Origin of the sequence: Demequina iriomotensis, assembly GCF_000971395.1 — a bacterium.
GTDB classification, from domain to species: domain Bacteria; phylum Actinomycetota; class Actinomycetes; order Actinomycetales; family Demequinaceae; genus Demequina; species Demequina iriomotensis.
In genome coordinates this window covers 149,330-173,514 of sequence record NZ_BBME01000015.1, presented here as the reverse complement: position 1 = coordinate 173,514, position 24,185 = coordinate 149,330, and the positions used below count along the sequence as shown (strand labels likewise).

The window sequence follows — 24,185 nt, the reverse complement described above, 5'->3', positions numbered from 1 at the left end:
TGTGGGGGAAGGCCGGCTCGCGCGCGCGGTGGTGTGTCTTCGTTCGGGTTCTGCACCTGTGGCTGAAACACCGTGGGCTGCCGCGCGCCTCCGAACGTGCGACTCGGTCTCGCGGCGAGCCCGTTTCAACCCTCGCTGAAGCACTCGAACGGGGACACATCGCGCCGCGACGTGCCGCCCCGCGCAACCGCACCGCGCAGATCGCCGCCTTCATCGAGCGGGCGCACGCGCGCTCCCCTAGGGTGCGAGGAGAGCCCCTTCTCCCGCGACACCAGGAGCGATCGTGCCCGAGCCCATCCCGAACCCGATCGTCCTCCAGCGCGCGGACCCGTGCGTGCTGCGCCACGAGGGCTGGTACTACTTCACGGGCTCCTACCCGCTGTACGACCGCATCGTGCTGCGGCGCGCTGCGCGCCTCGAGGACCTCCAGGCGGCGCCCGAGGTGACCATCTGGACCAAGCCCGACGCGGGCCCGCAGAGCAGCCTCATCTGGGCCCCCGAGATCCATCGCGTGAACGGCGCCTGGTACATCTACTACGCGGCCGCGCCGAACATGGACGTCACCTTCGACGTCCCCGACGCGGATGACACGTTCAACCACCGCGTCTACTGCCTCGAGTGCCTCGACGATGACCCGCTCACCGGCACCTGGACCGAGAAGGGGCAGGTCGACACGGGCTGGGAGTCCTTCGCGCTCGACGCGACGAGCTTCGTGAAGGACGGCGACCAGTACCTCGTGTGGGCGCAGCAGGACTTCGCGGTGAAGGGACACTCCAACCTCTACATCGCGCGCATGGAGAACCCGTGGACGCTCGCGACGCCCGCCACCATGCTGTGCAAGCCGGAGTTCGACTGGGAGATCGTCACGTTCTGGGTGGCCGAGGGGCCCAGCGTGCTCCAGAGGAACGGGAAGCTGTACCTCACCTACTCCGCGTCGGCGACGGGCATCGAGTACGCGATGGGGCTCCTCACCGCGGATGCGGACGCCGACCTCCTCGATCCCGCCTCCTGGACCAAGAGCCCGACCCCGGTCTTCACGTCCGCGCCGGAGAACGGCATCTACGGCCCGGGCCACAACAGCTTCACCGAGGACGATGTAGGGGAGACCGTGCTGGTCTACCACGCCCGCACCTACACGGAGCTGGAGGGCAACCCCCTGTGGGAGCCCAACCGCCAGGCGTGCGCGCAGGTGCTGCCGTTCGACGGCGACGGCGAGCCCGTGTGGGGCAGGCCGCTCCCGCTCACGCGCCCGGCCCCGTCGGGCGTCGAGGTCCTCCCGCCCGACGGGACCATGACCTGAGCCGCCCCGCCTCCCGACGGGGCCGGGCGGGGCGAGCCGAGGGAGAGGGCGAGAACTCCGTTATAGGCGCAACGTCCCGCCTTTTGTTGTATGCCGCCAACTATTGTGATTCGGACACGGGGTGACGCAGGACCGCCCCGGACGAACGATCGCATCGAGCATGCGCGGGCGAAGGCCGCCCGCGGCTCCCGACCGTTCCGGCCACCGTCGGCCGCACCTCACCAGACTCCCCGGAAGGGATGTGCCATGAGCGCACCTACCACCGCCACGCCCGCCACCGGCGGCGGGTCCATCCTCGCCTCGCTCAAGCGCGGCGTGTTCTGGAACTACGGCGGGCTGTACTTCTTCTACTTCGCCATCTGGCAGATCTTCTTCTCCTTCCACGGCCTGTGGTTCAAGCAGGCGGGCATGGGCGAGGGCGACATCGGCCTCATCAACACCGTGATGGCGATCACGGCCCTGTGCCTCCAGCCGCTGTACGGCTACCTCCAGGACCGCCTGGGCCTCAAGAAGCACCTCTTCTCCTTCGTCGTCCTGTGCGGCGCGATGGTGGGCCCGTTCTTCGGCCTCGCCTTCCCGTCGCTGCTGCAGTGGAACGTCACGGGCGCCGCCGTCGTCGCCGGCATGTACATGTCGCTCGTGCTGCTCGCCGGCGTGTCCGTGGTCGAGGCCTTCAACGAGCGCGCGAGCCGCGCCAACAAGTTCGAGTACGGTCACGCGCGCCTGTTCGGCTCGATCGCGGGCGGCACCATCACCGCCATCGGCGGCTGGATCTGGACGCACGTCAACCCGGACTCGATCTGGTGGGCCGCATCGTTCTGCGCGCTCGTGCTCGGCGCGCTGCTGTTCGTCGCGAAGGTGCCGCACCAGGCCGCCGAGAACGCCGCGAAGGGCGAGGGCTCCGAGGCGAAGGTCAGCAAGGACACCATCAAGGGCCTCGTGCGCAACCGCAGCTTCGTCGGCTTCGTGGTGCTGATGTTCGGCACCGCCGCGCTCTACGACGTCTTCGACCAGCAGTTCTCCATCTACTTCGAGCAGCACGTCAACCACGGCGACCCCGTCTCGCTGTTCGCCAACGTGGTCACCATCCAGATCTTCGCGGAGGCGGCCGTCATGCTGGTCGCGCCGTGGTTCGTCAACAAGATCGGCGCGAAGCGCGGCCTGCAGCTGTTCGCCGCGATCCTGGTGGTCCGCGTGCTCGGCTCGGCGATGGTCACCACCACCGAGGCGCTCATCGCGTGGCGCCTGCTCGCGGCCATCGAGATGCCGCTCATGCTCGTCTCGGTGATGAAGTACATCACCCGGATGTTCGACGTGAAGATCTCCGCGACGGCCTACATGCTCGGCTTCGGCGTCGCGAAGTCCATCGGCGTCGCCGCGTTCTCGCTGCCCTTCGGCCACGCCTACGAGACCATCGGCTTCGCGGACGCCTACCTGGTGATGGCCGCCGTCATCATCGGCGTCACGGTGATCGCGAGCCTGCTCATGCGCAACGACAAGCGCCTCGAGGACGCGGACCGGCGCGACCCCGAGGAGCGCGAGCTCGTCGCCGCCTGACCACCGCGGGACGATGCGCCGGCCGCCCGGCCTGGGAACCTACCCAGGCCGGGCGGTCGCCCCGTAGTGTGGGGGCGCCGAGGGTCTGAGGGAGGTCCGATGCGTCGCATCGTCGTGCTGTCGTCCATCGCCGCAGGGGCGGCCGTCCTGGCGGGGTGCACCCCCGCCGCGCAGGAGGCGCCGTCTCCGGGCGCATCGTCCACCACCGCGTCGGTGCCCGCCGTGACGGCGGACGCGTCCGCCGCCGCCGCGCCGAGCCCCGGCACCTCGGTGGTCGCCGGCGAGCCCACCACGGCCTACATCGCGCGCGCGAAGGCCGCCGAGGTCACGGTCCTCACCGAGCCCGGTGGCGCCGAGCAGGTGGAGATCGCGGCCGCGGACGTGCTCACCGTCCCCGACCAGACGCCGCTGGTGTTCCTGGTCGACCAGATCCAGGGGTCATGGGTCGAGGTCTATCTCCCCGTGAGGCCGAACGGCACCACCGGCTGGATCTCCGCCGACGACGTGGTGCTGAGCGCCACCGACTTCCGCGTCGACGTCTCCCTCGCGGACTTCGAGCTGACGGTCTGGAACGGCGACGACGTGGTGCTCGCGACCGAGATCGGACTCGGCACGGACGAACTCCCGACCCCAGGCGGCGTCTACTACGTGCGCGAGCTGCTGCAGCCGCCGGACCCGGACGGCGCCTACGGCCCCTACGCCTACGGGCTGTCGGGCTTCTCGCCGGTGCTCGACGAGTTCGCCGGCGGCGACGCGGTCATCGGCATCCATGGCACGGACGACCCGGGCTCGATCGGCGAGGCCGTCTCCCACGGCTGCATCCGTCTGCCCAACGACGTGATCACGGAGCTGGTCGAGGACATCGGCATCCCGCTCGGCACGCCGGTGTACATCGAGGGCTGACCGGGAACGGCGAAGCCCGGGGGAACGGACCGCTGAGGTAGGTCCGTGCCCCCGGGCGGGCACACCGGGGATCAGCCGGTGTACGTGGCCACGCCGGTGACCGCGGTCGCGGGCGGGGCGTCCAGGACGACCACGATGTCCGTGGGCGGCTCCGAGTTGCACTCGGGCGTGGCCGGCGGGTACGTGACCGTGAACTCCTTGGTCGGGTTGACCTCGATGATCACCTGGGTGTCGGGCTCGCGGGTCCAGCCGTAGTTGCCGTCGCCGACGGGCTCCCACTCCTCGGTGGCCGCGTTGTACTCCCAGCTGGGCCAGGCGATCGCGACGCCGTCCTCGTCGACGTCGGCGCCCGGCCACAGGATCCGGCCCGAGCCGATGTCCACCGTGGTGGTCCAGTCGAGGGCCGCGTCGGTCGGGTGGACGAACCGGATGGTCGCCGTGCCGTCGTCGGTCGACAGCCCGTCCGGGTCGTCGAGCACGATGTCGTACGTGAGGTACGGCGCGTCGGCGGTGCACTGCTCGCCCAGGAGCGTGCCGTCGATCGACGGCTCCTGCGGCTCGCCGGCGCAGCCGTCGGTGAGCTGGTCCTCGATCGTGTACTCGACCGCCAGCTCGCTGGCACCGCCGGCGAAGGCGTGTCCCGCGGCCGCCACGAAGGTCACCGTGTGGGTGCCGGGCGTGGTCGCCGGCTCCTCCTGCGCGGTCGCGTGCTCCGCGGTCACGGCGCCGAGCGCCCCGGGGGCGTCGCACCTCGCGGGCGTCACGTCGATGGAGGCTGCCGCGTCCTCGCAGGGGACGACCTCCTCGAGGTCCACCTTCATGTAGAAGGTGCCCAGGTCCTCGACCGTGTCGACCACCCACTCCCACACGCCGTCGACCAGGGCCGGGGCGTACGTGGTGAGCGTGCCGGTGCGCCACTTGGTGTACGAGCTCACGCCGCACACGGGCGCGCCGTTCCAGTCGCCGTAGGCCGTGGTCGCCTCCATCGCGCAGTCGCCGTGCTCGTCGACCTCGACGCCCGCGGGCAGCTCGGCCTGGACGCCGTCGACGTTGAGGCAGAGGTCGGTGGGCGGCGGGGCGCACGTGCCCTCGTCGTCGACCTCCATGCCCTCGGGCACCTCGGCCTGGTCGCCCTCGATGTTGGCGCAGACGTCCACGGGCGGCGGCGTGGTGCAGCGGCCCTTCTCGTCGACCTCCATGCCCTCGGGCACGGTGGTCTGGTCGCCGGGGAGGTTGGTGCAGACATCGACCTTCGGCGGCTTGCACTTCGAGCAGGTGCCGTCGCTGTTGGCCGTCCACCCGGACGGCGCGGACGTCTGGATGCCGTCGATGTTCGAGCACACGTCGATCTCGGTCGTGCCGCAGTGCTCGGCCTTCTCCTCGGCGGTCATGGCGCGCGTCTTGGTCTCGGTGGAGGTGGAGGATGCGGTGGCGGGCTTCCACTCCCACGCCGTCGCGTCCCAGGTCCAGTCCGTGGTGGTGACGGTCCGCGTCTTCTTCACGGTGGACGTGCCGCACAGGTAGTCGGAGATCTCCCAGCTGCCGGTGGTCACCCGGGGCTCAGGCTTCGCCGGCTTCTCGCGCTCGCCGCACGACACCGAGCCCTGCCAGTGGTGGTTGGTGCCGGCGACCTGGATCCAGGTCACCGCGTACTGCGACCAGCCCGGCCACTGCGGGTGGGAGGCGAACGTGAACGTCTGCGTGCCCGACCACGTGCCGTAGCCCTTGTGGAAGTTCAGCGTCTTCGTCGCGCCGGTCGCGGTGTTCTTGATGGTGACGTTGACGTCCTTGGCCTGACCGGACGGCAGCGTCGCGGGGTACTCGACCGTGAGAGCGGCGCACGTGGGCGCGTCGTAGGTCCAGTCCCAGTCGAACGTGCGCCCGGTCGGGCAGGTCGCGCCGCCGCTGTAGCTGCCGTCGCGCGCGGTGGTGCGCCACGTCACCTGGTCGAGCACGTAGGACTGCCCGTGGCGGTCCTTGAACCACGTCCCGGTGGTCGCCGAGGCGCTCACCGCGATGGGGTTCTTGCCGCTCTTGAGCGTCTCGTCCACGTACGGGGTGCCGGAGTACTTGCAGACCCACACCTTCGCGGTGCCGCCGTCCCCGCCGGTCCCGCCCTGCGTCGCCTGTGCGGCGGGCGCGACCCCCATGATCATCAAGGCCGTCGCCACCATGGCGACAGCCAGCTCCCTCAGCTTCATGTCGTCCTCCCGACCTGGGAGGCTGACCGACGCCCTCAGCGATGTCGGTGGTCCTCCAGGTCGCCCCCATGCTCGGGCCGGGCCTCGGGGCCGTCAAAGGTGTGGCGACCGTCACATCAACGCATGTGCCGTGGATATACGGGCGTGAAGGATGTGACAGAAGTGAGAGCGTTATCGGCTCAAGTCTGACCCCGCCGCGGCCGACCGCACGCGAACGTGGCACGGCGTGTCGCAGGTGCATCGTCGCTGGTGCCCCGCGTGATCGCGGCGGGCGAGAGGCGCGAGAAGGGCGCGGCAAGGGTGCCCGGCGGTACCTCAAGCCGGGTTGAGATAACGTGTGTCCATGATCGATCGCGCCCACATGCTCGCCGCGCTCGCGGACGCGCATCGGCTCGCGATCGTCGACGCGCTCGCCGCGAGCGACCTCGCCCCGGGCGAGCTCGCCTCGCGCAGCGGCCTCGCGTCGAGCCTGCTCGCGCACCACGTCCGCGTGCTCGAGCGCGCGGGCGTGGTCGCACGCCGCCGCTCCGACGCCGACGGCAGGCGCTCGTACCTCACGCTCGTGTGGTCCCCGCTCGTGGTGGCGACCGTGGAGGCGGAGTCGCGTCCCGAGGGTCAGCCGGCGCCCGCGCGCGTGGTGTTCGCGTGCGCCGCCAACGCCGCGCGCTCGCAGATGGCGGCCGCGATGCTCGCCGCCGAGCGCATCGTCCCCGTGGCCTCGGGCGGCACCGACCCTGCCGGGCGCATCCACCCGCTCGCGCTCGACGAGCTCGACCGGCGCGGGCTTGCGCCGGCGGCCTTCGCGCCCGCGCGGCTCGACGATGTGCGACGCGAGGGCGACCTGCTCATCACGGTGTGCGACCTCGCCTACGAGGAGTGCGGCGGCGACGCCCACTGGTCCGTGCCGGACCCCGCGGCCGAGGGCACCACGCGCGCGTTCGCGGCGGCGTTCGACGCGCTCGCGCCGCGCGTGCGCCGGCTCGCGGCGACGCTCGCTCAGCCCGTGTAGCCCGCCGTGCCCGGCACAGGGTCCGCGCCGCCGACCCCCGCTACGCCGGAGCCGCCGCCGCCGTCGACGCCTCCCACATCGGTGCCGCCGTCGTCCGTCGGCTCCGGGGTGGGCTCGACCACCACGTCGCACGCGACGCCCGAGTCCGTGCCCGTCCAGGTCACGGTGGTGGCGCCGTCCGCGAACGAGTACCCGTCCGCGGCGATCGCGGTGACGATGAGGAGGTCGCCGTCCGTCGAGGTCTCGTACGTGTAGCCCTCGCCCGGCTCGGGCAGCGTCCAGGACGCGTTGTCAGGGCCGCACGGGTCGGTGAGCGTCGGCTCCTGCGGGGTCACCTCGACGGTGCACACCACCTCGCCGCTGAACGCGCCGGGGAAGAGCTCCTCGCCGTAGTGCGCGTCGACCGACCACGTGTAGTTGACGTCGGGCAGCTGGTCCGCGGCGACCACGCCGTGGAAGCCGCGCAGGTCCCCGTCCTCGTCGTCGAGCGTGGTGAGGTACTCGCCGTCGATGTAGACGTCGAAGGACCAGTCGAACAGCCAGGAGTTGAAGCCGTCCTCGGGGTTGTCCGGCGTGCCGTAGGTGAGGTCGAGGTTCATCTGCGTGCCGCACGAGACGTTGACCACGCCCATCGGCGGGTCGACCCCGGGGGCGAGCTCGCCGGACGGGGCGGTGGCGATCACGGCCGCCCCCGCGGTGACGAGCATGACGGCGCCGGCGAGCGCGGACGCGCGCAGCAGATTCATGGTGGCCTCCCTCGAGCCTGCTCTCATCATGCGTCCGATGTGCCCGGTTCGCGCGGTGAGCGCCGCTCGCCCCGGGCCCGATGTCCCTGGCACGAGCGCGGCGCGCGGGTGGAAGAATGGCCCGCGTGACGACGACGGCCTCGCAGTCCCTCGCCCCCGCCGACGCCGCGGACCTCGCGGCCTCCCTCGCGCGCGCGATGGAGGGGGAGGTCGACACGGGCGCGCGCCGGCGCGCCGAGTACAGCACCGACGCGTCGAACTACCGGATCCCGCCGCGCGTGGTGGCCTACCCGCGCGACGCGGACGACGTGCTCGCGGCGCTCGCGGTCGCGCGCGAGGCACGCGTGCCGGTGACGATGCGCGGTGGCGGCACCTCGGTGGCGGGCAACGCGATCGGCACGGGCATCGTGCTCGACGTCAGCCGCCACATGAACCGCATCCTCGACGTCGACGTCGAGGCGCGCACCGCGCGCGTGCAGCCGGGCGTCATCCTCTCGGACCTGCAGAAGCGCGTCGCGGGCGCCGCGCTGCGCTTCGGCCCGGACCCGAGCACCTCGACCCGCGCGACGCTCGGCGGGATGATCGGCAACAACGCGTGCGGTCCGCACGCCGTCGCCTTCGGCCGCACGGCCGACAACGTGGTCGCGCTCGACGTGGCCGACGGCCTGGGACGCCGCTTCGACGCGGTGCGAGGCGGCGTCGGGGCGGTGCCGGGGCTCGAGGACCTGGTGAAGGCGAACCTCGCGCTCATCCGCACCGAGTTCGGCCGCTTCTCGCGCCAGGTGAGCGGCTACTCGCTCGAGCACCTGCTGCCCGAGCTGGGCGGCGACCTCGCGCGCTTCCTGGTCGGCACCGAGGGCACCCTCGCGACCGTGCTCGAGGCGACCGTCGCGCTCGTCGACGTGCCGCCGGTGCGCCTCACCGCTGCGTTCGGCTACGCGGACATGCCCGCGGCGGCCGATGCGGTGGTGCCGATGCTCCGCCACTCGCCCCAGGCGGTCGAGGGGCTCGACGCGCGCCTGGTCGCGCGCGTGGCCGGGGCGACCGGGCCCGTGCCGGACCTCCCCGCGGGAGCGGGCTGGCTGTTCGTCGAGGTGGGCGGCGCGACCGAGGAGGAGGCGCGCGCCACGCTCGCCGCGCTCGCCGCGGACTCCGGCACCGACGCCTGGCGGGCCGTCGACGACCCGAGGGAGGCCGCCCGCCTGTGGGCCATCCGCGCGGACGGCGCGGGGCTCTCGGGCCGGACGCCCGACAACCACGAGGCCTGGCCGGGCTGGGAGGACGCCGCCGTCCCGCCCGAGCGGCTGGGGCAGTACCTGCGCGACTTCGACGCGCTCATGGACCGCCACGGCGTGGTCGGGCAGCCCTTCGGGCACTTCGGCGACGGTTGCATCCACGTGCGCCTCGGGATCCCGCTGCAGGAGGACGGCCGCCCCCTGCGCGCCTTCATGGAGGACGCCGCGGCACTGGTCGCCTCGCACGGCGGCTCGCTGAGCGGCGAGCACGGCGACGGCCGCGCCCGCTCCGAGCTGCTCTCGGCCATGTACAGCGCGGAGGCCGTGGACCTCTTCAAGGGCGTCAAGCATCTCTTCGACCCCGAGAACGTCCTCAACCCCGGCGTCATCGTCGACCCCGACCCGCTCGACGCGCACCTGCGCCGCCCGGCCGCGCCGCGCACCCCGAGCATCGGCCTCGCCCTCGAGCACGATCACGGCGACCTCGCGGAGGCGCTGCACCGCTGCACGGGCGTGGGCAAGTGCCGCGCGGACTCCATCGGCTCCGGCTCGGGCTTCATGTGCCCCAGCTATCAGGCCACGGGTGACGAGAAGGACGTGACGCGCGGCCGCGCCCGCGTGCTGCAGGACGCGCTCAACGGCACGCTCATCGGCGGCCTCACCGCGCCCGAGGTGCGCGAGAGCCTGGACCTGTGCCTCAGCTGCAAGGCGTGCAGCAGCGACTGCCCCAGCGGCGTCGACATGGCCGCCTACAAGTCCGAGGTGCTCCACCGCACGTACAAGAACAAGGTGCGTCCGGTGACGCACTACTCGATCGGGTGGCTGCCCCGCTGGCTCAAGGTGGTGGGCCTCGCGCCGAGGCTCATCACGGCGGTGCTGCGCCCCGCGCCGATCCAGCGGATGGCGGTGTCGATCGCCGGCATGGACACGCGCCGGCGCCTGCCCGCGTTCGCGGTGCCGTTCCGTCGTTCCGAGGTCGCGCGCACCCGTCGCGCCGATCCCGACCGCGCGACCCGCCTCGACAACCTCGTGGTGCTGTGGGCCGACAGCTTCACGGACGGGCTCGACCCGCAGATCCCCACGGCGGTGGTCGAGGTGCTCGAGGACGCGGGACTCGACGTGGTGGTGGTCGCGGGCGACGCGTGCTGCGGCGTCACCTGGATCTCGACCGGGCAGCTCGACGGCGCCAAGAAGCACCTCGAGCACCTGCTCGGGGTGCTCGGGCCGTGGGCGGTCAACGGCGTGCCCATCGTGGGCGTCGAACCCAGCTGCATGGGCGTGCTGCGCGGCGACCTCACGGAGCTGCTGCCCGAGGACCCGCGCGCGCATGCGGTCGCGTCGCACACCTACACGCTCGCGGAGGTCCTCACGGGCCGCGCCCCCGCCAAGCCCCGCGAGGACTGGCGCCCGCCGAGCCTCGAGGACGTCACCGCGGTGGTCCAGCCGCACTGCCACCAGTACTCGGTGCTCGGCTACGCCGCCGACCGCGAGCTTCTCGCCCGTGCGGGCGCGACCGTCACCGAGACGGCGGGCTGCTGCGGCCTGGCCGGCAACTGGGGCACCGAGAAGGGCCACTACGACACGTCGGTCAAGGTCGCCGAGAACTCGCTGCTGCCCGCCCTGCGCGAGGCGCCTCCCGGGAGCATCTACCTCGCCGACGGCGTCAGCTGCCGCACGCAGGCCGACGACCTCGCGGGCGTGCAGGGCCGCCACCTCGCGGAGCTCCTCGCGGAGCGCCGGGCGTCGCGATGAGCGCGCCCGTCCGCTTCGCGGTGGTCGGCACGGGCTGGCGCACCCGGTTCATGCTGCGCCTCGCCGCGATGGCGCCCGAGGCGCTCGAGCCCGTCGCCGTCGTGGGACGCACGCCGTCCCGCGCGCGCGACGCCGTGCGCGAGGCCCGCGTGGACGCCTCGCCGCACACCGCGCACCTGGACGATCGCCTGGCCGTCGACGGTCTCGACCACGCGCTGAGCCTCCGCCCCGACTTCGTGGTCGCCGCCGTCCCGTGGGAGGCGAGCCCCGGCGTGATCCGCGACGTGGTCGCCGCGGGCGTGCCCGTGCTCGCGGAGACCCCGCCGGCACCGGACCTCGACGGTCTGCGCGCGCTGTGGGACGCCGTCGGCGCGAGCGGACTGGTGCAGGTCGCCGAGCAGTACACCCGCATGCCCGGCCATGCTGCGCGCATCGCGCTGCTCGAGCGCGGCGTCATCGGCGCGCCGCACACCGTCGAGCTGTCGTCGACGCACCTCTATCACGCGGTCTCGCTCATGCGGACGATGCTCGGGGCGGGCGACGCGTCCCGCGTCACCGGGGCCACCGTGACCGCGCGCACGTTCACCGCGCCGATGGTCGACCCCCTCACCCCCGCCGGCTGGACCGGCTCCGGCGAGCCCGAGCCGCGCACCACCACCATCGCGACGCTCGACTTCGGCGACGGGCGCATGGGCCTGTACGACTTCGTCGACAACCAGTGGTGGAACCCCTACCTGCACCGGCGCATCGTCATCCGCGGCTCGCACGGCGAGATCGCGGACGACGCGGTGCTGCGCCTCACCCCGGACGGGCCCGTGGGCTCGCGTCTCGAGCACCGCCGCACCGGCCACGACCTCAACTTCGAGGGCAACGCGCTGTGGCACAGCTCGTTCGACGGGGAGGTGGTCTACCGCAACGCGTGGCACGCGTCCCGCATGTCGGAGGACGACCTGGCGGTGGCGCAGATCCTGCTCGACACGGGGCGCTGGGCGCGCGGCGAGGGGCCGGAGCCGTACCCGCTCGCGCAGGGCCTGTGGGATCACGCGTTGGGCCTCGCGATCGTGGAGTCCGCGCGCACGCGCGCCGACGTGGTCGTCGCGGACCAGCCGTGGGGGTGAGCCGCGCGTCCGCGGCGCTGCTCGCGATGGCACTCGCGCCATCCGGCGGCTGACCCTGCAGGTAGGGTGCGCGTGTGGGTCGGGGGATGAGGATCGTCATCGGCATGCTCGCGTGCGGCGTCCTCGCGACCGCGCTCGGCTGGCCGTTCTACGTCGCGCCTGCGCACGATGAGCCGCGCGATGTCGACGCCGTCTACGTCATCGGTCCGCCGACGGACGAGCGGATCGCGTTGGCGGAGGGCATGGTCCGCGACGGGCTCGCGGACACGTTGGTGGTCTCGCTCGGCGAGGATCCGGTGGAGCGATCCCAGCGACCGGCCGCCGTGCGCGCGTGCGAGGAGCCGCAGGACTTCGCGGTGCTGTGCTCGGAGCCCGACCCGTTCGCCACGCGCGGCGAGGCGCGCTGGCTGCGCGACCTGGCGGACGAGCACGGCTGGGATGCCGTCGCGGTCGTCACCACCACCCCGCACCTCACCCGGACGCGGGTCATCATGGAGAGGTGCTGGGACGGGGACCTCGCATACATCGACTCGGAGGAGAGGCTCTGGCCATGGCAATGGGCGTACCAGTACGCGTATCAGACGGCGGCGTTCGCGAAGGTGGCCGCGCAGGACGGATGCTGAGGCGAGCGGTCGCCCTCGCCGGGGCGGCGCTGCTGCTCGCCGGCTGCTCGAGCACGCCTCCGCCGCCGGACGAGCTCGCGCGCGAGATGTTCGACCTGGCCAACGAGGAGCGCGTCGCGGAGGGCGTCGCGCCCGTCGAGTGGAGCGACTGCCTCGAGGAGAAGGCGCTCGAGCGCGCGGAGCCCTTCATCGACAACCCTCAGCTCGAGCATGACGTCCTGGTGTCGACGTGCCACGAGGGCGCGAAGGCGGGCGAGAACCTCTCCCGTGCGGACCTGCCCGCGGCGGACGTGGTGGACGCCTGGATGAACTCCGCGGGCCACCGCATGAACCTCCTCGACGCCGACTTCACCATCGCGGCGGTGGGCTGCGTGGCCGCGGATCCGGGACCTGAGGGCCAGGACAGCGGCATGCGCGCGTGCTCGTTCCTCTACGAGGGCGAAACCCCCGACTGAAACCCCTGGTCCGCATCGATCTTCTCCAGATCGGAATGCCGCGAACAAGAAAATAGCGACATTCCGCCCGCACGGTGCTAGCGTCAGGGGAGCAGCCGCGCGGTCAGGGGGGCCACGCGGGTGGAGGGGGTTGAGGGACCATGTTTGGTCGTGCCGTCGTAGCGACACTTCTTGCCGGCGGACTGGCGCTTGCGCCAGCGGTCGCGGTCGCGAGCACCGAGCCGCCGCCGGACTATCCGAGCGGAGGGCCGCGCATGGCGTGCGCCCCGCTCTTCACTCCGCCCGGCAACCCGTTCATCGTGGTCATCACGGGCCCCGAAGGCGCCGAGGCCACCATCCAGGTGACCAACGACGGCGGCGACGCGATCATCGCGGGCAGCGTGACGTCCTCGCCTCGGGCGATCGTCGACGGCCGGGTGATCTTCAACATCACCACCGCCGCGGATGCGACGTCCTCCACGGTCGCCACGGGATTCGTCGACGGCGTCGAGGTGGGGACGTGCCGCATCGGCCTCATCGAGGTGCAGAGCGGCCCGACGCCGTCGCCGTCGGAGAGCACGCCGGAGCCCTCGGAGTCCGGCAGCACGCCCGAGCCGAGCGAGATCACCGTCGTCGAGAACGCGCCGCCCACCGACACCACCACGGGTGCGGTCCTGTCGGGCACGGGCTTCGACGGCGTTCCCATGGCGGCGGGTGCGGCGCTGCTGCTGGTCGCAGGCGCGGCCGTCGTGGTGGTCGCCGCGCGTCGCACCACGTCGAGGCAGAGCGAGTAGCGAGGAGACCGGCGCGCCGCGCCGACGGAATCACACGATGAAGCTGACGGGGGGTCGGTGATGTCGGTAGCGGTTGCCGCACCCGTGCGGGTCACGGTGCGCCCCTGGGAGGTCTCTCTCCAGAGGCGCATCGCCGTGACGGACGCCTTCGTGATCGGCCTGGTCATGGTGATCGCGCACGGCCTCCGGTTCGGGTGGGACCCGTTCGTGGGGCTGATGGGTCCGTCTGGCCCCGCGCCGTGGTGGCTGACCGTGTCGATCTCCGCGCTGTGGCTGCTGGAGCTGTCGTGGACCCGCTCGCGTGACATCCGCATCGTGGGCACGGGTCCGGAGGAGTACGAACGGGTGGCAGCGGCAGGCTGGCGGACCTTCGCCATCGTCGCGATCATCGGCTTCCTCACGCAGTGGGGGATCAGCCGCGGATACCTGTTGTTCGCGATCCCGCTGGGCACGCTCGTGCTCTTCGGGTATCGGCGTGCGTGGCGGCTGTGGCTGCAGGAGCAGCGCAACCTGGGCCGCATGCGCCAGCGCGTGGTGCTCGCCGGGCCGCAGCGCACGGTCGAGCAGATGATCCGTCGCCTCCGCCGCAGCGAGAAGGACCACCCCTACGAGATCGCCGGCGTGTGCCTGTCGGGTTCGCCCACCGCCGCGCTCGCCCCTGACATCGGGCCGATGCGGGTGCTGGGTCCCATCGGCGACGCGCCTCGCCTCGCGGGCGACGTCGAGGCGGAGTTCATCGTGCTTGCCGGCACCGAGGAGGTGTCGCTGCGCGAGGCGCGCAAGCTCGAGTTCGCGCTCGAGGACACGGGCGTCGGGCTGATCGTCGCGCCGACCGTCGCCGACGTCGCGATCCCGCGCGTCGCGGTGAGCGAGGTCGCGGGGCTGCCGCTCATGCATGTCGACCCGCCGCGCTTCACGGGTCCCACGCGGGCGCTCAAGTACGGGGCCGACAAGGTGAGCGCCGCCGTGATCCTCGCGATCGTCGGGCTGCCGATGCTGGTGATCGCGCTCGCGATCACGCTCACCAGCCCCGGGCCGGTCCTGTTCCGCCAGCGCCGGGTGGGGCTGGGGCACGAGCACTTCGAGATGCTCAAGTTCCGCTCGATGTACGTCGACGCAGAGGAGCGCAAGGCCGAGGTGATGGCGGCGGAGGACGACGGCAACGGCGTGCTCGCCAAGCGCCGGGACGACCCGCGGGTGACGTCGGTCGGGCGCATCCTGCGCCGCTACTCGCTCGACGAGCTCCCGCAGCTCATCAACGTCCTCAAGGGCGACATGTCGCTGGTCGGGCCGCGCCCGCCGCTGCCCGCGGAGACCGAGCTGTGGGACGAGGACGTGTCGCGCCGTCAGCTGGTGCGTCCCGGCATGACCGGGCTGTGGCAGGTGAGCGGCCGCTCGAACCTCTCGTGGGACGAGAGCGTGCGCCTGGACCTGCACTACACGCAGAACTGGACGCTCGGGCTCGACGCCGTGATCATGCTCCGCACCGTGCGTGCGGTCCTGGCCGGCAAGGGGGCGTACTGATGGTGCCCGGGCGAGGTCTCGCGCGCATCGTCGGGCGAAATATGGCTATTGAGCAGTCTGCGCACGTTGTGCTTGGATAACCACGTCATGTGAATGACGTCCGAAGGTAGGGGGGCCACGGATGGATATGGAACGTGTACTGGTGACCGGGGGCGGGGGCTTCCTCGGTTCTCACCTGGTCGACAGGCTGATCGCCGAGGGGCACGAGGTCCTCTGCGTCGACAACTTCTTCACCGGCTCGCGCCGCAACATTGACCACCTGCTGGGCCACCCGCGCTTCGAGCTGCTCCGGCACGACGTGACGTTCCCGCTGTACGTCGAGGTGGACCGCATCTACAACCTCGCGTGCCCGGCGTCGCCCATCCACTATCAGCGCGACCCCGTGCAGACCACCAAGACCAGCGTGCTGGGCGCCATCAACATGCTGGGCCTGGCGAAGCGCCTGCACGTGCCGATCCTCCAGGCGTCCACCTCCGAGGTGTACGGCGACCCCGAGGTCCACCCGCAGGACGAGTCGTACTGGGGCCGCGTCAACCCGGTCGGGACGCGCGCGTGCTACGACGAGGGCAAGCGGGCCGCGGAGACGCTCTTCTTCGACTACCGCCGCCAGCACGGGCTCGACATCAAGGTCATCCGCATCTTCAACACGTACGGGCCGCGGATGGACGCGAACGACGGACGCGTGGTGTCGAACTTCATCGTGCAGGCGCTCAAGGGCGAGCCGATCACCATCTACGGCGACGGCTCGCAGACCCGCTCGTTCTGCTACGTCGACGACCTGATCGACGGCATGGTGCGGCTCATGGGGACCAAGCCCGGATTCACCGGGCCGGTGAATGTGGGCAACCCCGTGGAGTTCACGATCGCGGAGCTCGCGGAGGCGACGGTGCGGCTCACGGGCAGCCAGTCCAGCATCGAGTACCGGCCGCTCCCCGCGGACGACCCTCGCCAGCGCAAGCCCGACATCGGCATCGCGCGGGACGGCCTGGGATGGACGCCGCACGTGCCGCTCGAGCAGGGCCTCGAGAAGACCATCGCGTACTTCCGTGGCGTCCTCGAGGCGCAGCGGCCGCTCGACCGGGCCGCGTGAGCCGGCGCGCCGCCGGCCTCCCTGTCACCACGACGTCGACCACAGCTGAAGGAACCGATGCCATGTCGCTCTCACCCGCCACCCAGGACGAGGCCACCATCACCGCCCTCCCGATCTCCGTCATCGTGTTCGCCAAGAACGAGGCCGAGACCATCGGCAACACCCTGTCGCACCTCGACGCGTTCGAGGACGTCGTGGTGATCGACTCGCTCAGCGAGGACGGCACCGCGGACATCGCGCGTGCCGCCGGCGCGCGGGTGGTCGACTTCGCGTGGAACGGCGAGTACCCGAAGAAGAAGCAGTGGAGCATGATGCACGCCGGCTCGAAGCACCGGTGGGCGCTGCTGCTCGACGCCGACGAGTTCCCGAGCGAGGAGATGGTGGACGAGCTCCGGGAGCTGCTGCCCGAGCTCGAGAGCGGGCGGTACGGCGCCTACGAGATGCACCTGCGCTACCGCTGGGAGGGCGAGTTCCTCAAGCACGGACACCGCGTCACCAAGCGCTCGCTCGTGGACCTCGAGCAGAGCTTCTTCCCCGAGGTGGACGATCTGTACGCGCCGGGCATCCGCGAGATCGAGCTGCACTTCCAGCCGCAGACCGAGCTCCCGATCGGGATGATGCGCACCCGCCTGGTGCACGACGACCGCGACCCCGTCACCAGCTGGTTCGCGCGCCACAACCACTACTCCGACTGGGAGGCGCACCTCCACATGCACCCCCAGGCGCGCCGCGACCTCGCGACCAAGCGCACCGCGAAGGGCGAGTTCTGGGATCGCGTGCCCATGAAGCCCCTGGTGTTCTTCGTCTACTCGTACATCGTTCGCCTGGGCTTCCTCGACGGCCGCCGCGGCTTCGACTACGCGTTCGGCCTCGCCGCCTACTACTGGCAGATCGGCGTGAAGGTGAGGGAGCTGCGGCGGCGCGAGCTCGCCGGGGCATGACCTGCCCCACCCCTGCGCGGCTCTCGGTCCTGCAGGTGGTGAACACGCTGGCCGTCTCCGACGGCGGGCCGGCGCGGCACTCGCTCGAGGTCAACGCCGCGCTCAACGCACGCGACGACGCGCGAGCGCGGCTGCTGTGGTTCCGCGGCGCGGCCCATGCGTCCCACCTCGCCGACGGCGTGCCCGCGCACGTGCGGACGGCGGAGCGCCCCAGCGGGCCGCGCGAGGTCTGGCAGCGGGTCGGCGCGTCCGAGGTGGTGGTGATCCACGGCATCTACCTCCCGTGGGTGCCATGGGTGGCGCTCGCGTGCCGGATCCGCGGCGTGCCCTACGTGGTGATGCCGCACGGCGTCTTCACGGGGTATCAGCGGCGGCAGTCGCGCCTGAAGAAGGCGGTGTTCGACCTCCTGGGCGGCCGCGCCGCGCGGCGCGGCGCGGCGTCCTTCGTGGTCGCGACCGAGGACGAGCGCGGCGAGCTCGCTCAGGCCTACCCGGGCATCGCGGCCGTCGCGGTGGGGGTCGGCACCGCTATGCCTGAGTCGCCGGCCGCGGGAGAACGCCACGAGCCGCTGCGCCTCGTGACCCTGTCGCGGATCGCGCCCAAGAAGCGCATCGACGTCGCGATCGAGGCGGTCGCGCTGCTGCGTGAGCGCGGGGTCGAGGCGAGGCTCACCGTCGCCGGTACGGGGGATCCCGAGCTCATGGCGACGTTGCGCGCCCAGGTGACGGAACAGGACCTCGAGGAACGCGTCGAGCTCGCGGGCGAGGTACGCGGGGGAGCGAAGGGCCCGCTGCTGTCGGGCGCGGACGTCATGCTCGCGCCCAGCGAGGACGAGAACTTCGGGATCTCCATCGCGGAGGGGCTCGCGCATGGCCTCCCCGTCGCCGCGACGCGCTTCGTGGGTGCGGCGCTGCCCGCGGACGGCGTCGCTGGCCGCGTGATCGCGGAGGTGTCCGCGGAGCAGCTCGCCGATGCTGTCGAGGAGCTGCGCGCGACGCCCGACTTCGCACGGCTGCGCGCCGGCGCGCGCGCGGTCGCCGCGGAGCACTACGCCTGGGAGGCGGTGGGCGGACGCTGGCACGATGCGCTGGTCGCCGCCGCGGGGGCGACCGGCCGGGCGGTGCCGGCCCCGGCTGCCGCGGGTGGCCGCGGATGACCGTCATCACCGGGCGTCGCGAGGAGGCCGCCGCAGGGCGCTCGGGCGGCCTCGCCCGCGTGCGCGCGCTCGCGGTGCGCGCCGGGCGAGCGGTGCGCGTGCGGCTCCAGGACCTCGCGGCCACGGCTGTCGTGGACGCGCACGCGGTCCTCTCACGCAGGCCGCTCGTCGATCGCGGCGGCTACGGGATCGTCACCTACACGTCACACGGCAAGCGTGCCGGGAAGGCGTGGCGCGCGGCGGTGTCGATCGGGCGCGGCGTCGAGCGGCCTGCGCGGTTGATCCTGTGGCTCGAGCCCACGGACCTGCCTGCGGTCAGCGGGCGGCGATGGGACCGGTTGCGCGCGCGCGGGCTCGAGGTCCTCGAGGCGCGGCCGGGCCTGGGCCCGCACACCAAGTACTTCGGCGCGCTCGAGCTGGCCGTCGCGAGCGGGCGGCCGCTCGTCACCGCGGACGATGACGTCATCTACCCGCGGCGCTGGCTGGCGGACCTGCGGGCGGCGCAGGAGGCGGAGCCGCGCGGAGGCATCGTCACGTGCTTCCGGGCGCGCGCCATGACCGCCCCGAGGGGCGCTCCGTCCCGCTACGACGCGTGGCCGCTCGCGACGGCCGCGACCCCCGCGGAGGACCTGTTCCTCACGGGCGTGTCCGGCGCGGTGTACCCCAGCGGCTTCGCGGCGCTCGCGCTCGCGCGCGGCACGGACTTCCTCAACCTGTGCGCGCGCGCCGACGATGTGTGGCTGAACCGCCTCGCGCGCGACGGCGGTTTCACCATCCGCCTCGCGGACCCGGTGAGCGTCGACTTCGCGGCGGTGGCGGGCACACGGAACACGGGGCTCAGCCGCGGCAACGTGGTGCGGGACGAGAACACCGCGCAGATCGAGCGCACCTTCGCCGGCATGGCGGGATGGCCCCGGGGCTGAGCCGCGGATCCGCGCCGCCGCCCGGGCCTCAGGCGCGGCGGTAGAAGCGCCCGATGAGCGACGCCGTGCGCTGCGACGCGCGCATGCGCCGCAGGTCGCGCTCGCTATGGCTGCGGACGGGGCCGTCGGCGTAGCCGAGGTAGGCCTTCGCCGCCTTCGACGGGGGTGTGCCGCGCAGCGCGTGGCGCACGAAGCGCCCGCGCCACGGCTTGTGCGGGCCCACGGCGTGGGCGAGATACTCGCCGCCCGGGGCAAAGTCCATCGCGGCCTGGCCCGCGGCGCCGATGGAGACGTCCGTGATCATGAACGCCATGTTCATGGCGTCCTGGTCGGGCGTCGAGAACAGGCTGGTGGCGTGGCCCGCCTTGAGCCCGGCCTCCTTGCCGAGCGCATCGCGCGCATCGGTGCACAGTCGCTGCCACGTCTCGAGGAACACGCGCGCGGAGCGGGCGGTGCTGACGAAGCCGCCGTTGAAGTAGACGTCCATGGGCCGGACCTCCGCGAGGCCCTTCTCCGTGAGGTGCCGGCGCCACAGCGCGCGCATCGGCGCGCTGCGGGGCAGGTGCGCGTTGACATCCTCGACCACGCACACGTCCGCGCTCTCGAGCCACGGCGCGAAGTTGCCCCACGGGCACTTGAGGACGATGTCGGGGTCGATGTAGGCGACCACGTCCGCGTCCGGCGCGTGCGTGTCCAGGACCTCGAGCATGAAGTCGGGCTTGTAGAGCGTGAGGTGCATCGGCGTGGTGAGCGGCACGAACCTCACGTCGAAGCCCGGCGCGACCGTCAGCGAGGTCGAGCCATCGGCGGCGGTGGCGCCGGGCTCGGCCCACGCAGGCGCGGGTCCGCGGACGCCGACCACCAGCTCGCCCGCGAAGCCGTTCGACGCGAGCGAGTTCGCCAGCGCCGCGACGCCGTGGTGGTAGTCGCCCTCGTAGAGAGTGCACAGCACGATGCTCACGATCGGTCCCCCCTCAGTCGTGCCTCGATCATGCCGCGCGCCGGCGGCCGTGTGAAGGGGCTCACGCGCGGTGCGCCCGCGGCGCGCCCTCTCGCGCGGGTGCCGGCCTCAGCGCCTGGTCCACCGCGGCGCCGAGCGCGTCGCGGTGGACGCTCCACGGCAGCTCGGCCGCACGGGCGAGCGCGGCGGCGCTGCTCGCCTCGCGCAGGTCCCTGTCCTGCGCGAGCGCGGCCAGCCGCGAGGCGATCGCGTCGGCGTCCCGGATGGGGACGATCCATCCGGGGGCGCCCTCGCCCGCGCGGTCGCCGACCAGCTCCGGGCCCGCGGTGTGGTCGGTCGCGATGAACGGCGTGCCTTGCGACAGCGCCTCGGCGAGCACCAGGCCGAAGCCCTCGAACAGGGACGGGAGCACCAGCACGTCGTGCGCGCGCATGAGGGCGAGCACCCCGGTCAGCGGCAGCGAGCCGATGTGGGTGACGCGGGCCAGCGCCGTACGGAGCGCGGCGTTGCCGGCGTCCGCCGGGCGCCCCACCACGGTGAGGGCGACGTCGCCGCCCAGCGCCGCGACCGCATCGAATAGGTACGAGATCCCCTTGCGCTGCGACAGGCCGCCGACGTAGAGCACCTTGAGCGGACCGGTCGAGGGAGTGCGCGCCTCGCGCGTGGGCTCCGGCACGCCGTAGGGGATCACGGAGACATCGAGCGCGTGCGCGCCCGGCGCGGCCTCGAGGGTGCGCCGCGTGAACGAGCTGGCCACCACGATGGTCGACGCGAGCTCGATCTCCCGGTCCTTGCGCGCGAGCTTGTCGGGCGGATCCTGGAGCCCCGCCATCGTCGAGGCCCACGCGGGCCGCCGCTCCGCCTCCTCGCCCAGGATCCGGCGCGCCTCGCGCCAGTAGCCGATCGGGAGGTCGTAGATGCGCGGCAGGCCCAGGTCCCGCGCAGCCTCGAAGCTGGTGGCGGCGCAATCCTCGTAGAGGTAGACCCCGTCGAACGTGCCCGTGCGGAGACGTGCGGCGACCGCGGCGTCGATCGCCTCGCCGCGGCGGCGGATCGAGAAGTAGCCGTCGCGCATGTCGACGCGGACGATCCGCTGGCGCTCGAGCAGCAGCCGGGTGGCCTCCGGGACGGGGTGCGTGCGGATCGCGCTCGCGAGGCGCGGGTCGAAGGAGCGCCGCCCGAGCTCCCCGCGCAGCCGCGCGGGGGCCCGGCGCGCGAGCCGGGTGGTGTCGAGGCCCACGTGGAACTCGGCGAGCAGGCCGCGCTCGTGGAGCGCGAGCGCGGCCTCGCGCACGTTGGCGTTGGCATTCGGGTGGCCGAGGATGACGCGGCTCATGCATGGACCTCGCTCGAGAGGTGGGCCTCCACGGCATCGGCGGTGGCCTCCCACGAGGCGAGGGTCAGCCCGGGAGCCTCCAACGCGCGGGTCATCGCCGCTCGCGTGGGCGCGGACACGCACAGGTCGCGCGCCGCGACCGCGTACGCGCAGACCTCGGACGCGGTGAGCGTCAGCGCTCCGGCGGTGGCCGCCTCGTGCAGGAAGCGGTCGGTGTCCGGGCCCCCGTTCGTGACGGTGGGCAGGCGGTGGTCGAGGCATGCGGCGAGGCTGCCGCGCTTGCCGCTCGCACCGTCGCCGAACGGGCAGAAGCCCACGTCGGCCGCGCGCAGGGCGAGCGCCGCATCGTCCGGCGCCGCCTGCGCGAGGACCACCGCGGGGACCTCCGCGCGGGCCGCCAGCGCGCGGGCCGTGGATTCGTCCTTGCCCACGTACAGCAGCCGGATCGGCGCATCGGCGCTCGCGTTCGCCAGGGCCGCCTCGAGGTACGCGAGGCGGCCGGGGTCGAGGTGACCGAACACCGCCGCGTACAGCGCGGCGGCATCGAGCCCGAGCGCCTCGCGGGCGGCCGCGCGCGTCGCGGTCGACTGCGGCAGGTTGGACGGCACCGGTACCAGCGTGACGTGGTCGGTGAACGCGCCGATGCGACGCATCCCCAGGGCGCAGTTGGCGAGCACGCCGTCGGCGCCGCGCGCGAGGGCTCGCAGCTGACGGCGCTGGTAGGCCCACATGAGCGTGTGGGACCACGAGCCGCGCGAGACGTAGGTCTCGTGGGCGAAGAGCAGCAGCTGCGCCGTCGGCGCGGCCCTGCGAAGGCGGCGCATGAGCGTGAGCAGCTCCGGGTTGAAGCCGTACGCGCCGTACGCGAACTGCTCGAACTGCAGCACCAGCAGGTCGGGCGGTGCCTCTCTGACGGCCTCGACCACGCCGGTGAGCCGCCGCAGGGGGCGATCGCCCCACGCGTCGATGTGGGGCGAGGGGTATCCGTGGCCCGAGGTGGTGGCGCGGGTGAGGATGCGCACGTGGTGGCCGCGGTCGCTCAGCGCGGCGGCGAGGCGCGCGGTGTGGTCGCCGATGCCGTTGAAGGGGACATCGGCGGCGGGGAACACCAGGTCGATGCGCGCCACGTCAGCCTCGCCTCGGGCCGGGCGCGGCGAGGGTGCGGGCTGTCGAGCCGGGCGCCTCGGGAGCGTCTCCGGGCGGGGGATCGAAGCCGCGGCCGGTCAGCACCAGCAAGGTGACCATGATCGCGAAGCCGCCCTGGGTGCTCGGCTGCTGGGTGACGCCCACGAACAGGAGCGTCGACGCGAGGATGGCGAGGACCATGAGCCGGTCGGGCGGTGCGGAGCCGCCGCGCACGATGATGTGGAGCAGCGCCCACACGGCGCCGGCGAGGGCGATGAATGCGAGCGCGTAGCCGAGCACCCCGAGCTCGGCGACGTACTTGTCCTTGTCCACCTCTTCCCACGAGGTGCCGAGCCGCTGCGAGCCCAGAGGTGAGTACGCGCCGGCACCGGCGCCCCACAGGTCCATGGGGCTGGTGATGAAGCCGAAGATGCTGTCGAGCACGCGGCCGCCGCTGTCCTCCTGCTTCGAGGCCTGGTCGACGCGGTCGGAGAACGCCTCGAGGACCGTGGCGAACACGCGGTTCGCGACCATGAGCCCGACCCCGACGGCGGTGAGCATCCCCAGCACGGCCATCGCGGACCGCACGGTGAACCGGCGGGCGGCGATGTAGAGCAGCACCACCACGAGCGCGACGCCCACGATCGCGATGGTGCGCGAGCCGCTGATCGCCGACATGAGCGCGAGGGCCCCGAGCGCGAAGCCGTGCAGGGTCCGGCGTCGCGTGCCGAACGTCACCCGCGAGACCGACACCGCCAGCCCGAGCGAGATGAACGAGGCGAGACCCATCGGCGCGGTGAAGGTCCCCGAGGGGCGCACCACGCCGTCGCCGTTGACGAAGTTGGCGGACTCGGCGACGGTCTCCTGGTTGATGACCGCGTCGGGCGCCGAGAGCACCTGGGTGATGACGATCGGCAGGCTGATGAGCGCGAGGATCGCGATGGCGTCCGTGAGCGTGTCGAGGATCGAGCCGTCGGCGTAGGTGAGGGTGAAGACCAGCAGCATCAGGCCCGACAGGTAGCCGCGCATGCCCATCGCCAGCGTCATCGGGTCGATGGTGCCGAGGATCATCGCGATCGCGCCGTGGATGCCGAGGATCAGCGCCCCCGCCCACAGGAGCGGCCACCAGGGGTGCCGTCGGCGCGGGAGCCCTTGGATGTAGAAGGCGAGCAGCGCGCCGACGAGCATGACGTCGCGGCCGATGTAGAAGACCTCGTCGAGAGCGCCGGGGCCCCACTTGCGGGCCGCCCCCTCGAGCACCCACAGCACCAGGTAGCCGACCACCACGCGACGCGCGGCGATGCGGGTGACGATCTCGAGCGTCTCGTGGGACACCGCGCGGGTCATCAAGCGGACGCGAGGGGCCGTGGCGGACACGCGCGCGGGAGGCGCCGCGACTGATGCGCGCATCTTCGACCCCCCTCGTCAATGCACGGAGACCGGGAGCCCGGGTCCG

20 protein-coding genes are annotated in these 24,185 nt (G+C 72.6%); 14 read left to right on the top strand and 6 right to left on the bottom strand.

Translation table 11 applies throughout. From position 1 onward, the window contains the following. Positions 1 to 283 precede the first annotated feature (283 nt). The 3 genes from AOM09_RS10660 to AOM09_RS10650 all read left to right on the top strand — a co-directional run bounded on the left by AOM09_RS10660 (position 284) and on the right by AOM09_RS10650 (position 3,760). Positions 284 to 1,300 (top strand): glycoside hydrolase family 43 protein, encoded by a 1,017-nt coding sequence (locus AOM09_RS10660; protein ID WP_228375120.1) that lies wholly within the window; start codon positions 284 to 286, stop codon positions 1,298 to 1,300. 246 nt (positions 1,301 to 1,546) lie between these two features. Beyond that, a complete protein-coding gene (locus AOM09_RS10655; protein WP_062388024.1) occupies positions 1,547 to 2,857 on the top strand; it encodes an oligosaccharide MFS transporter in 1,311 nt (436 codons plus the stop codon). A gap of 99 nt (positions 2,858 to 2,956) precedes the next feature. Next, positions 2,957 to 3,760, top strand: coding sequence for a L,D-transpeptidase (locus tag AOM09_RS10650; RefSeq protein ID WP_062388022.1), 804 nt, complete (start codon positions 2,957 to 2,959; stop codon positions 3,758 to 3,760). A 71-nt stretch (positions 3,761 to 3,831) separates the two neighbouring features. Here AOM09_RS10650 and AOM09_RS10645 read toward each other — a convergent pair whose 3' ends face one another. Next, positions 3,832 to 5,961 (bottom strand): hypothetical protein, encoded by a 2,130-nt coding sequence (locus AOM09_RS10645; RefSeq protein WP_062388019.1) that lies wholly within the window; start codon positions 5,959 to 5,961, stop codon positions 3,832 to 3,834. 343 nt (positions 5,962 to 6,304) lie between these two features. On the opposite strand from AOM09_RS10645, the gene AOM09_RS10640 reads away from it, so the two are divergent. After that, positions 6,305 to 6,970, top strand: a complete 666-nt coding sequence (locus AOM09_RS10640; RefSeq protein ID WP_062388017.1) for an arsenate reductase/protein-tyrosine-phosphatase family protein — start codon at positions 6,305 to 6,307, stop codon at positions 6,968 to 6,970. On the opposite strand, the gene AOM09_RS10635 is transcribed toward AOM09_RS10640, so the two are convergent. Beyond that, entirely contained in the window at positions 6,958 to 7,716 is a 759-nt protein-coding gene (locus AOM09_RS10635) for a hypothetical protein (protein WP_062388014.1), read from the bottom strand. The two genes, AOM09_RS10640 and AOM09_RS10635, sit on opposite strands and share 13 nt — an antisense overlap. A 116-nt stretch (positions 7,717 to 7,832) precedes the next feature. On the opposite strand from AOM09_RS10635, the gene AOM09_RS10630 reads away from it, so the two are divergent. From AOM09_RS10630 to AOM09_RS10585, 10 genes are all read left to right on the top strand, one after another. Next, positions 7,833 to 10,703, top strand: a complete 2,871-nt coding sequence (locus AOM09_RS10630) for an FAD-binding and (Fe-S)-binding domain-containing protein (RefSeq protein ID WP_062388012.1) — start codon at positions 7,833 to 7,835, stop codon at positions 10,701 to 10,703. Beyond that, entirely contained in the window at positions 10,700 to 11,821 is a 1,122-nt protein-coding gene (locus tag AOM09_RS10625) for a Gfo/Idh/MocA family protein (protein WP_062388009.1), read from the top strand. The genes AOM09_RS10630 and AOM09_RS10625 overlap by 4 nt, the downstream gene beginning before the upstream one ends. An 86-nt stretch (positions 11,822 to 11,907) precedes the next feature. Next, the gene (locus AOM09_RS10620) at positions 11,908 to 12,444 is read left to right on the top strand and encodes a YdcF family protein (RefSeq protein ID WP_062388007.1); all 537 of its coding nucleotides are present in this window, start codon (positions 11,908 to 11,910) and stop codon (positions 12,442 to 12,444) included. After that, complete coding sequence (locus tag AOM09_RS10615; protein ID WP_062388004.1) at positions 12,438 to 12,899, top strand: CAP domain-containing protein; 462 nt, start codon at positions 12,438 to 12,440, stop codon at positions 12,897 to 12,899. The genes AOM09_RS10620 and AOM09_RS10615 overlap by 7 nt, the downstream gene beginning before the upstream one ends. Positions 12,900 to 13,153: 254 nt before the next feature. Continuing rightward, complete coding sequence (locus AOM09_RS10610) at positions 13,154 to 13,672, top strand: hypothetical protein (RefSeq protein WP_062388001.1); 519 nt, start codon at positions 13,154 to 13,156, stop codon at positions 13,670 to 13,672. Between the two features lie 135 nt (positions 13,673 to 13,807). Further along, positions 13,808 to 15,196 (top strand): sugar transferase, encoded by a 1,389-nt coding sequence (locus tag AOM09_RS10605; protein WP_169747650.1) that lies wholly within the window; start codon positions 13,808 to 13,810, stop codon positions 15,194 to 15,196. A 142-nt stretch (positions 15,197 to 15,338) separates the two neighbouring features. Next, positions 15,339 to 16,286 carry a UDP-glucuronic acid decarboxylase family protein gene (locus AOM09_RS10600; protein ID WP_369346098.1) on the top strand — a complete coding sequence of 316 codons (948 nt, stop codon included), beginning with the start codon at positions 15,339 to 15,341 and terminating at the stop codon, positions 16,284 to 16,286. A 62-nt stretch (positions 16,287 to 16,348) separates the two neighbouring features. After that, complete coding sequence (locus AOM09_RS10595; RefSeq protein ID WP_062387990.1) at positions 16,349 to 17,227, top strand: glycosyltransferase family 2 protein; 879 nt, start codon at positions 16,349 to 16,351, stop codon at positions 17,225 to 17,227. Continuing rightward, on the top strand, positions 17,224 to 18,384 hold the full coding sequence (locus tag AOM09_RS10590; RefSeq protein WP_062387986.1) for a glycosyltransferase: 1,161 nt from the start codon (positions 17,224 to 17,226) through the stop codon (positions 18,382 to 18,384). Before AOM09_RS10595 ends, AOM09_RS10590 begins: the two co-directional genes overlap by 4 nt. Further along, positions 18,381 to 19,307, top strand: coding sequence for a hypothetical protein (locus AOM09_RS10585; protein WP_062387982.1), 927 nt, complete (start codon positions 18,381 to 18,383; stop codon positions 19,305 to 19,307). The genes AOM09_RS10590 and AOM09_RS10585 overlap by 4 nt, the downstream gene beginning before the upstream one ends. Before the next feature lie 28 nt (positions 19,308 to 19,335). On the opposite strand, the gene AOM09_RS10580 is transcribed toward AOM09_RS10585, so the two are convergent. The 4 genes from AOM09_RS10580 to AOM09_RS10565 form a co-directional block, all read right to left on the bottom strand. Further along, complete coding sequence (locus AOM09_RS10580) at positions 19,336 to 20,268, bottom strand: hypothetical protein (RefSeq protein ID WP_062387978.1); 933 nt, start codon at positions 20,266 to 20,268, stop codon at positions 19,336 to 19,338. A 61-nt stretch (positions 20,269 to 20,329) separates the two neighbouring features. Further along, complete coding sequence (locus AOM09_RS10575) at positions 20,330 to 21,604, bottom strand: glycosyltransferase family 4 protein (protein WP_062387975.1); 1,275 nt, start codon at positions 21,602 to 21,604, stop codon at positions 20,330 to 20,332. Further along, positions 21,601 to 22,731, bottom strand: coding sequence for a glycosyltransferase (locus AOM09_RS10570; protein WP_062387971.1), 1,131 nt, complete (start codon positions 22,729 to 22,731; stop codon positions 21,601 to 21,603). Before AOM09_RS10570 ends, AOM09_RS10575 begins: the two co-directional genes overlap by 4 nt. A 1-nt stretch (position 22,732) precedes the next feature. Next, entirely contained in the window at positions 22,733 to 24,076 is a 1,344-nt protein-coding gene (locus AOM09_RS10565; protein ID WP_082099038.1) for a hypothetical protein, read from the bottom strand. Between the last annotated feature and the right edge of the window lie 109 nt (positions 24,077 to 24,185).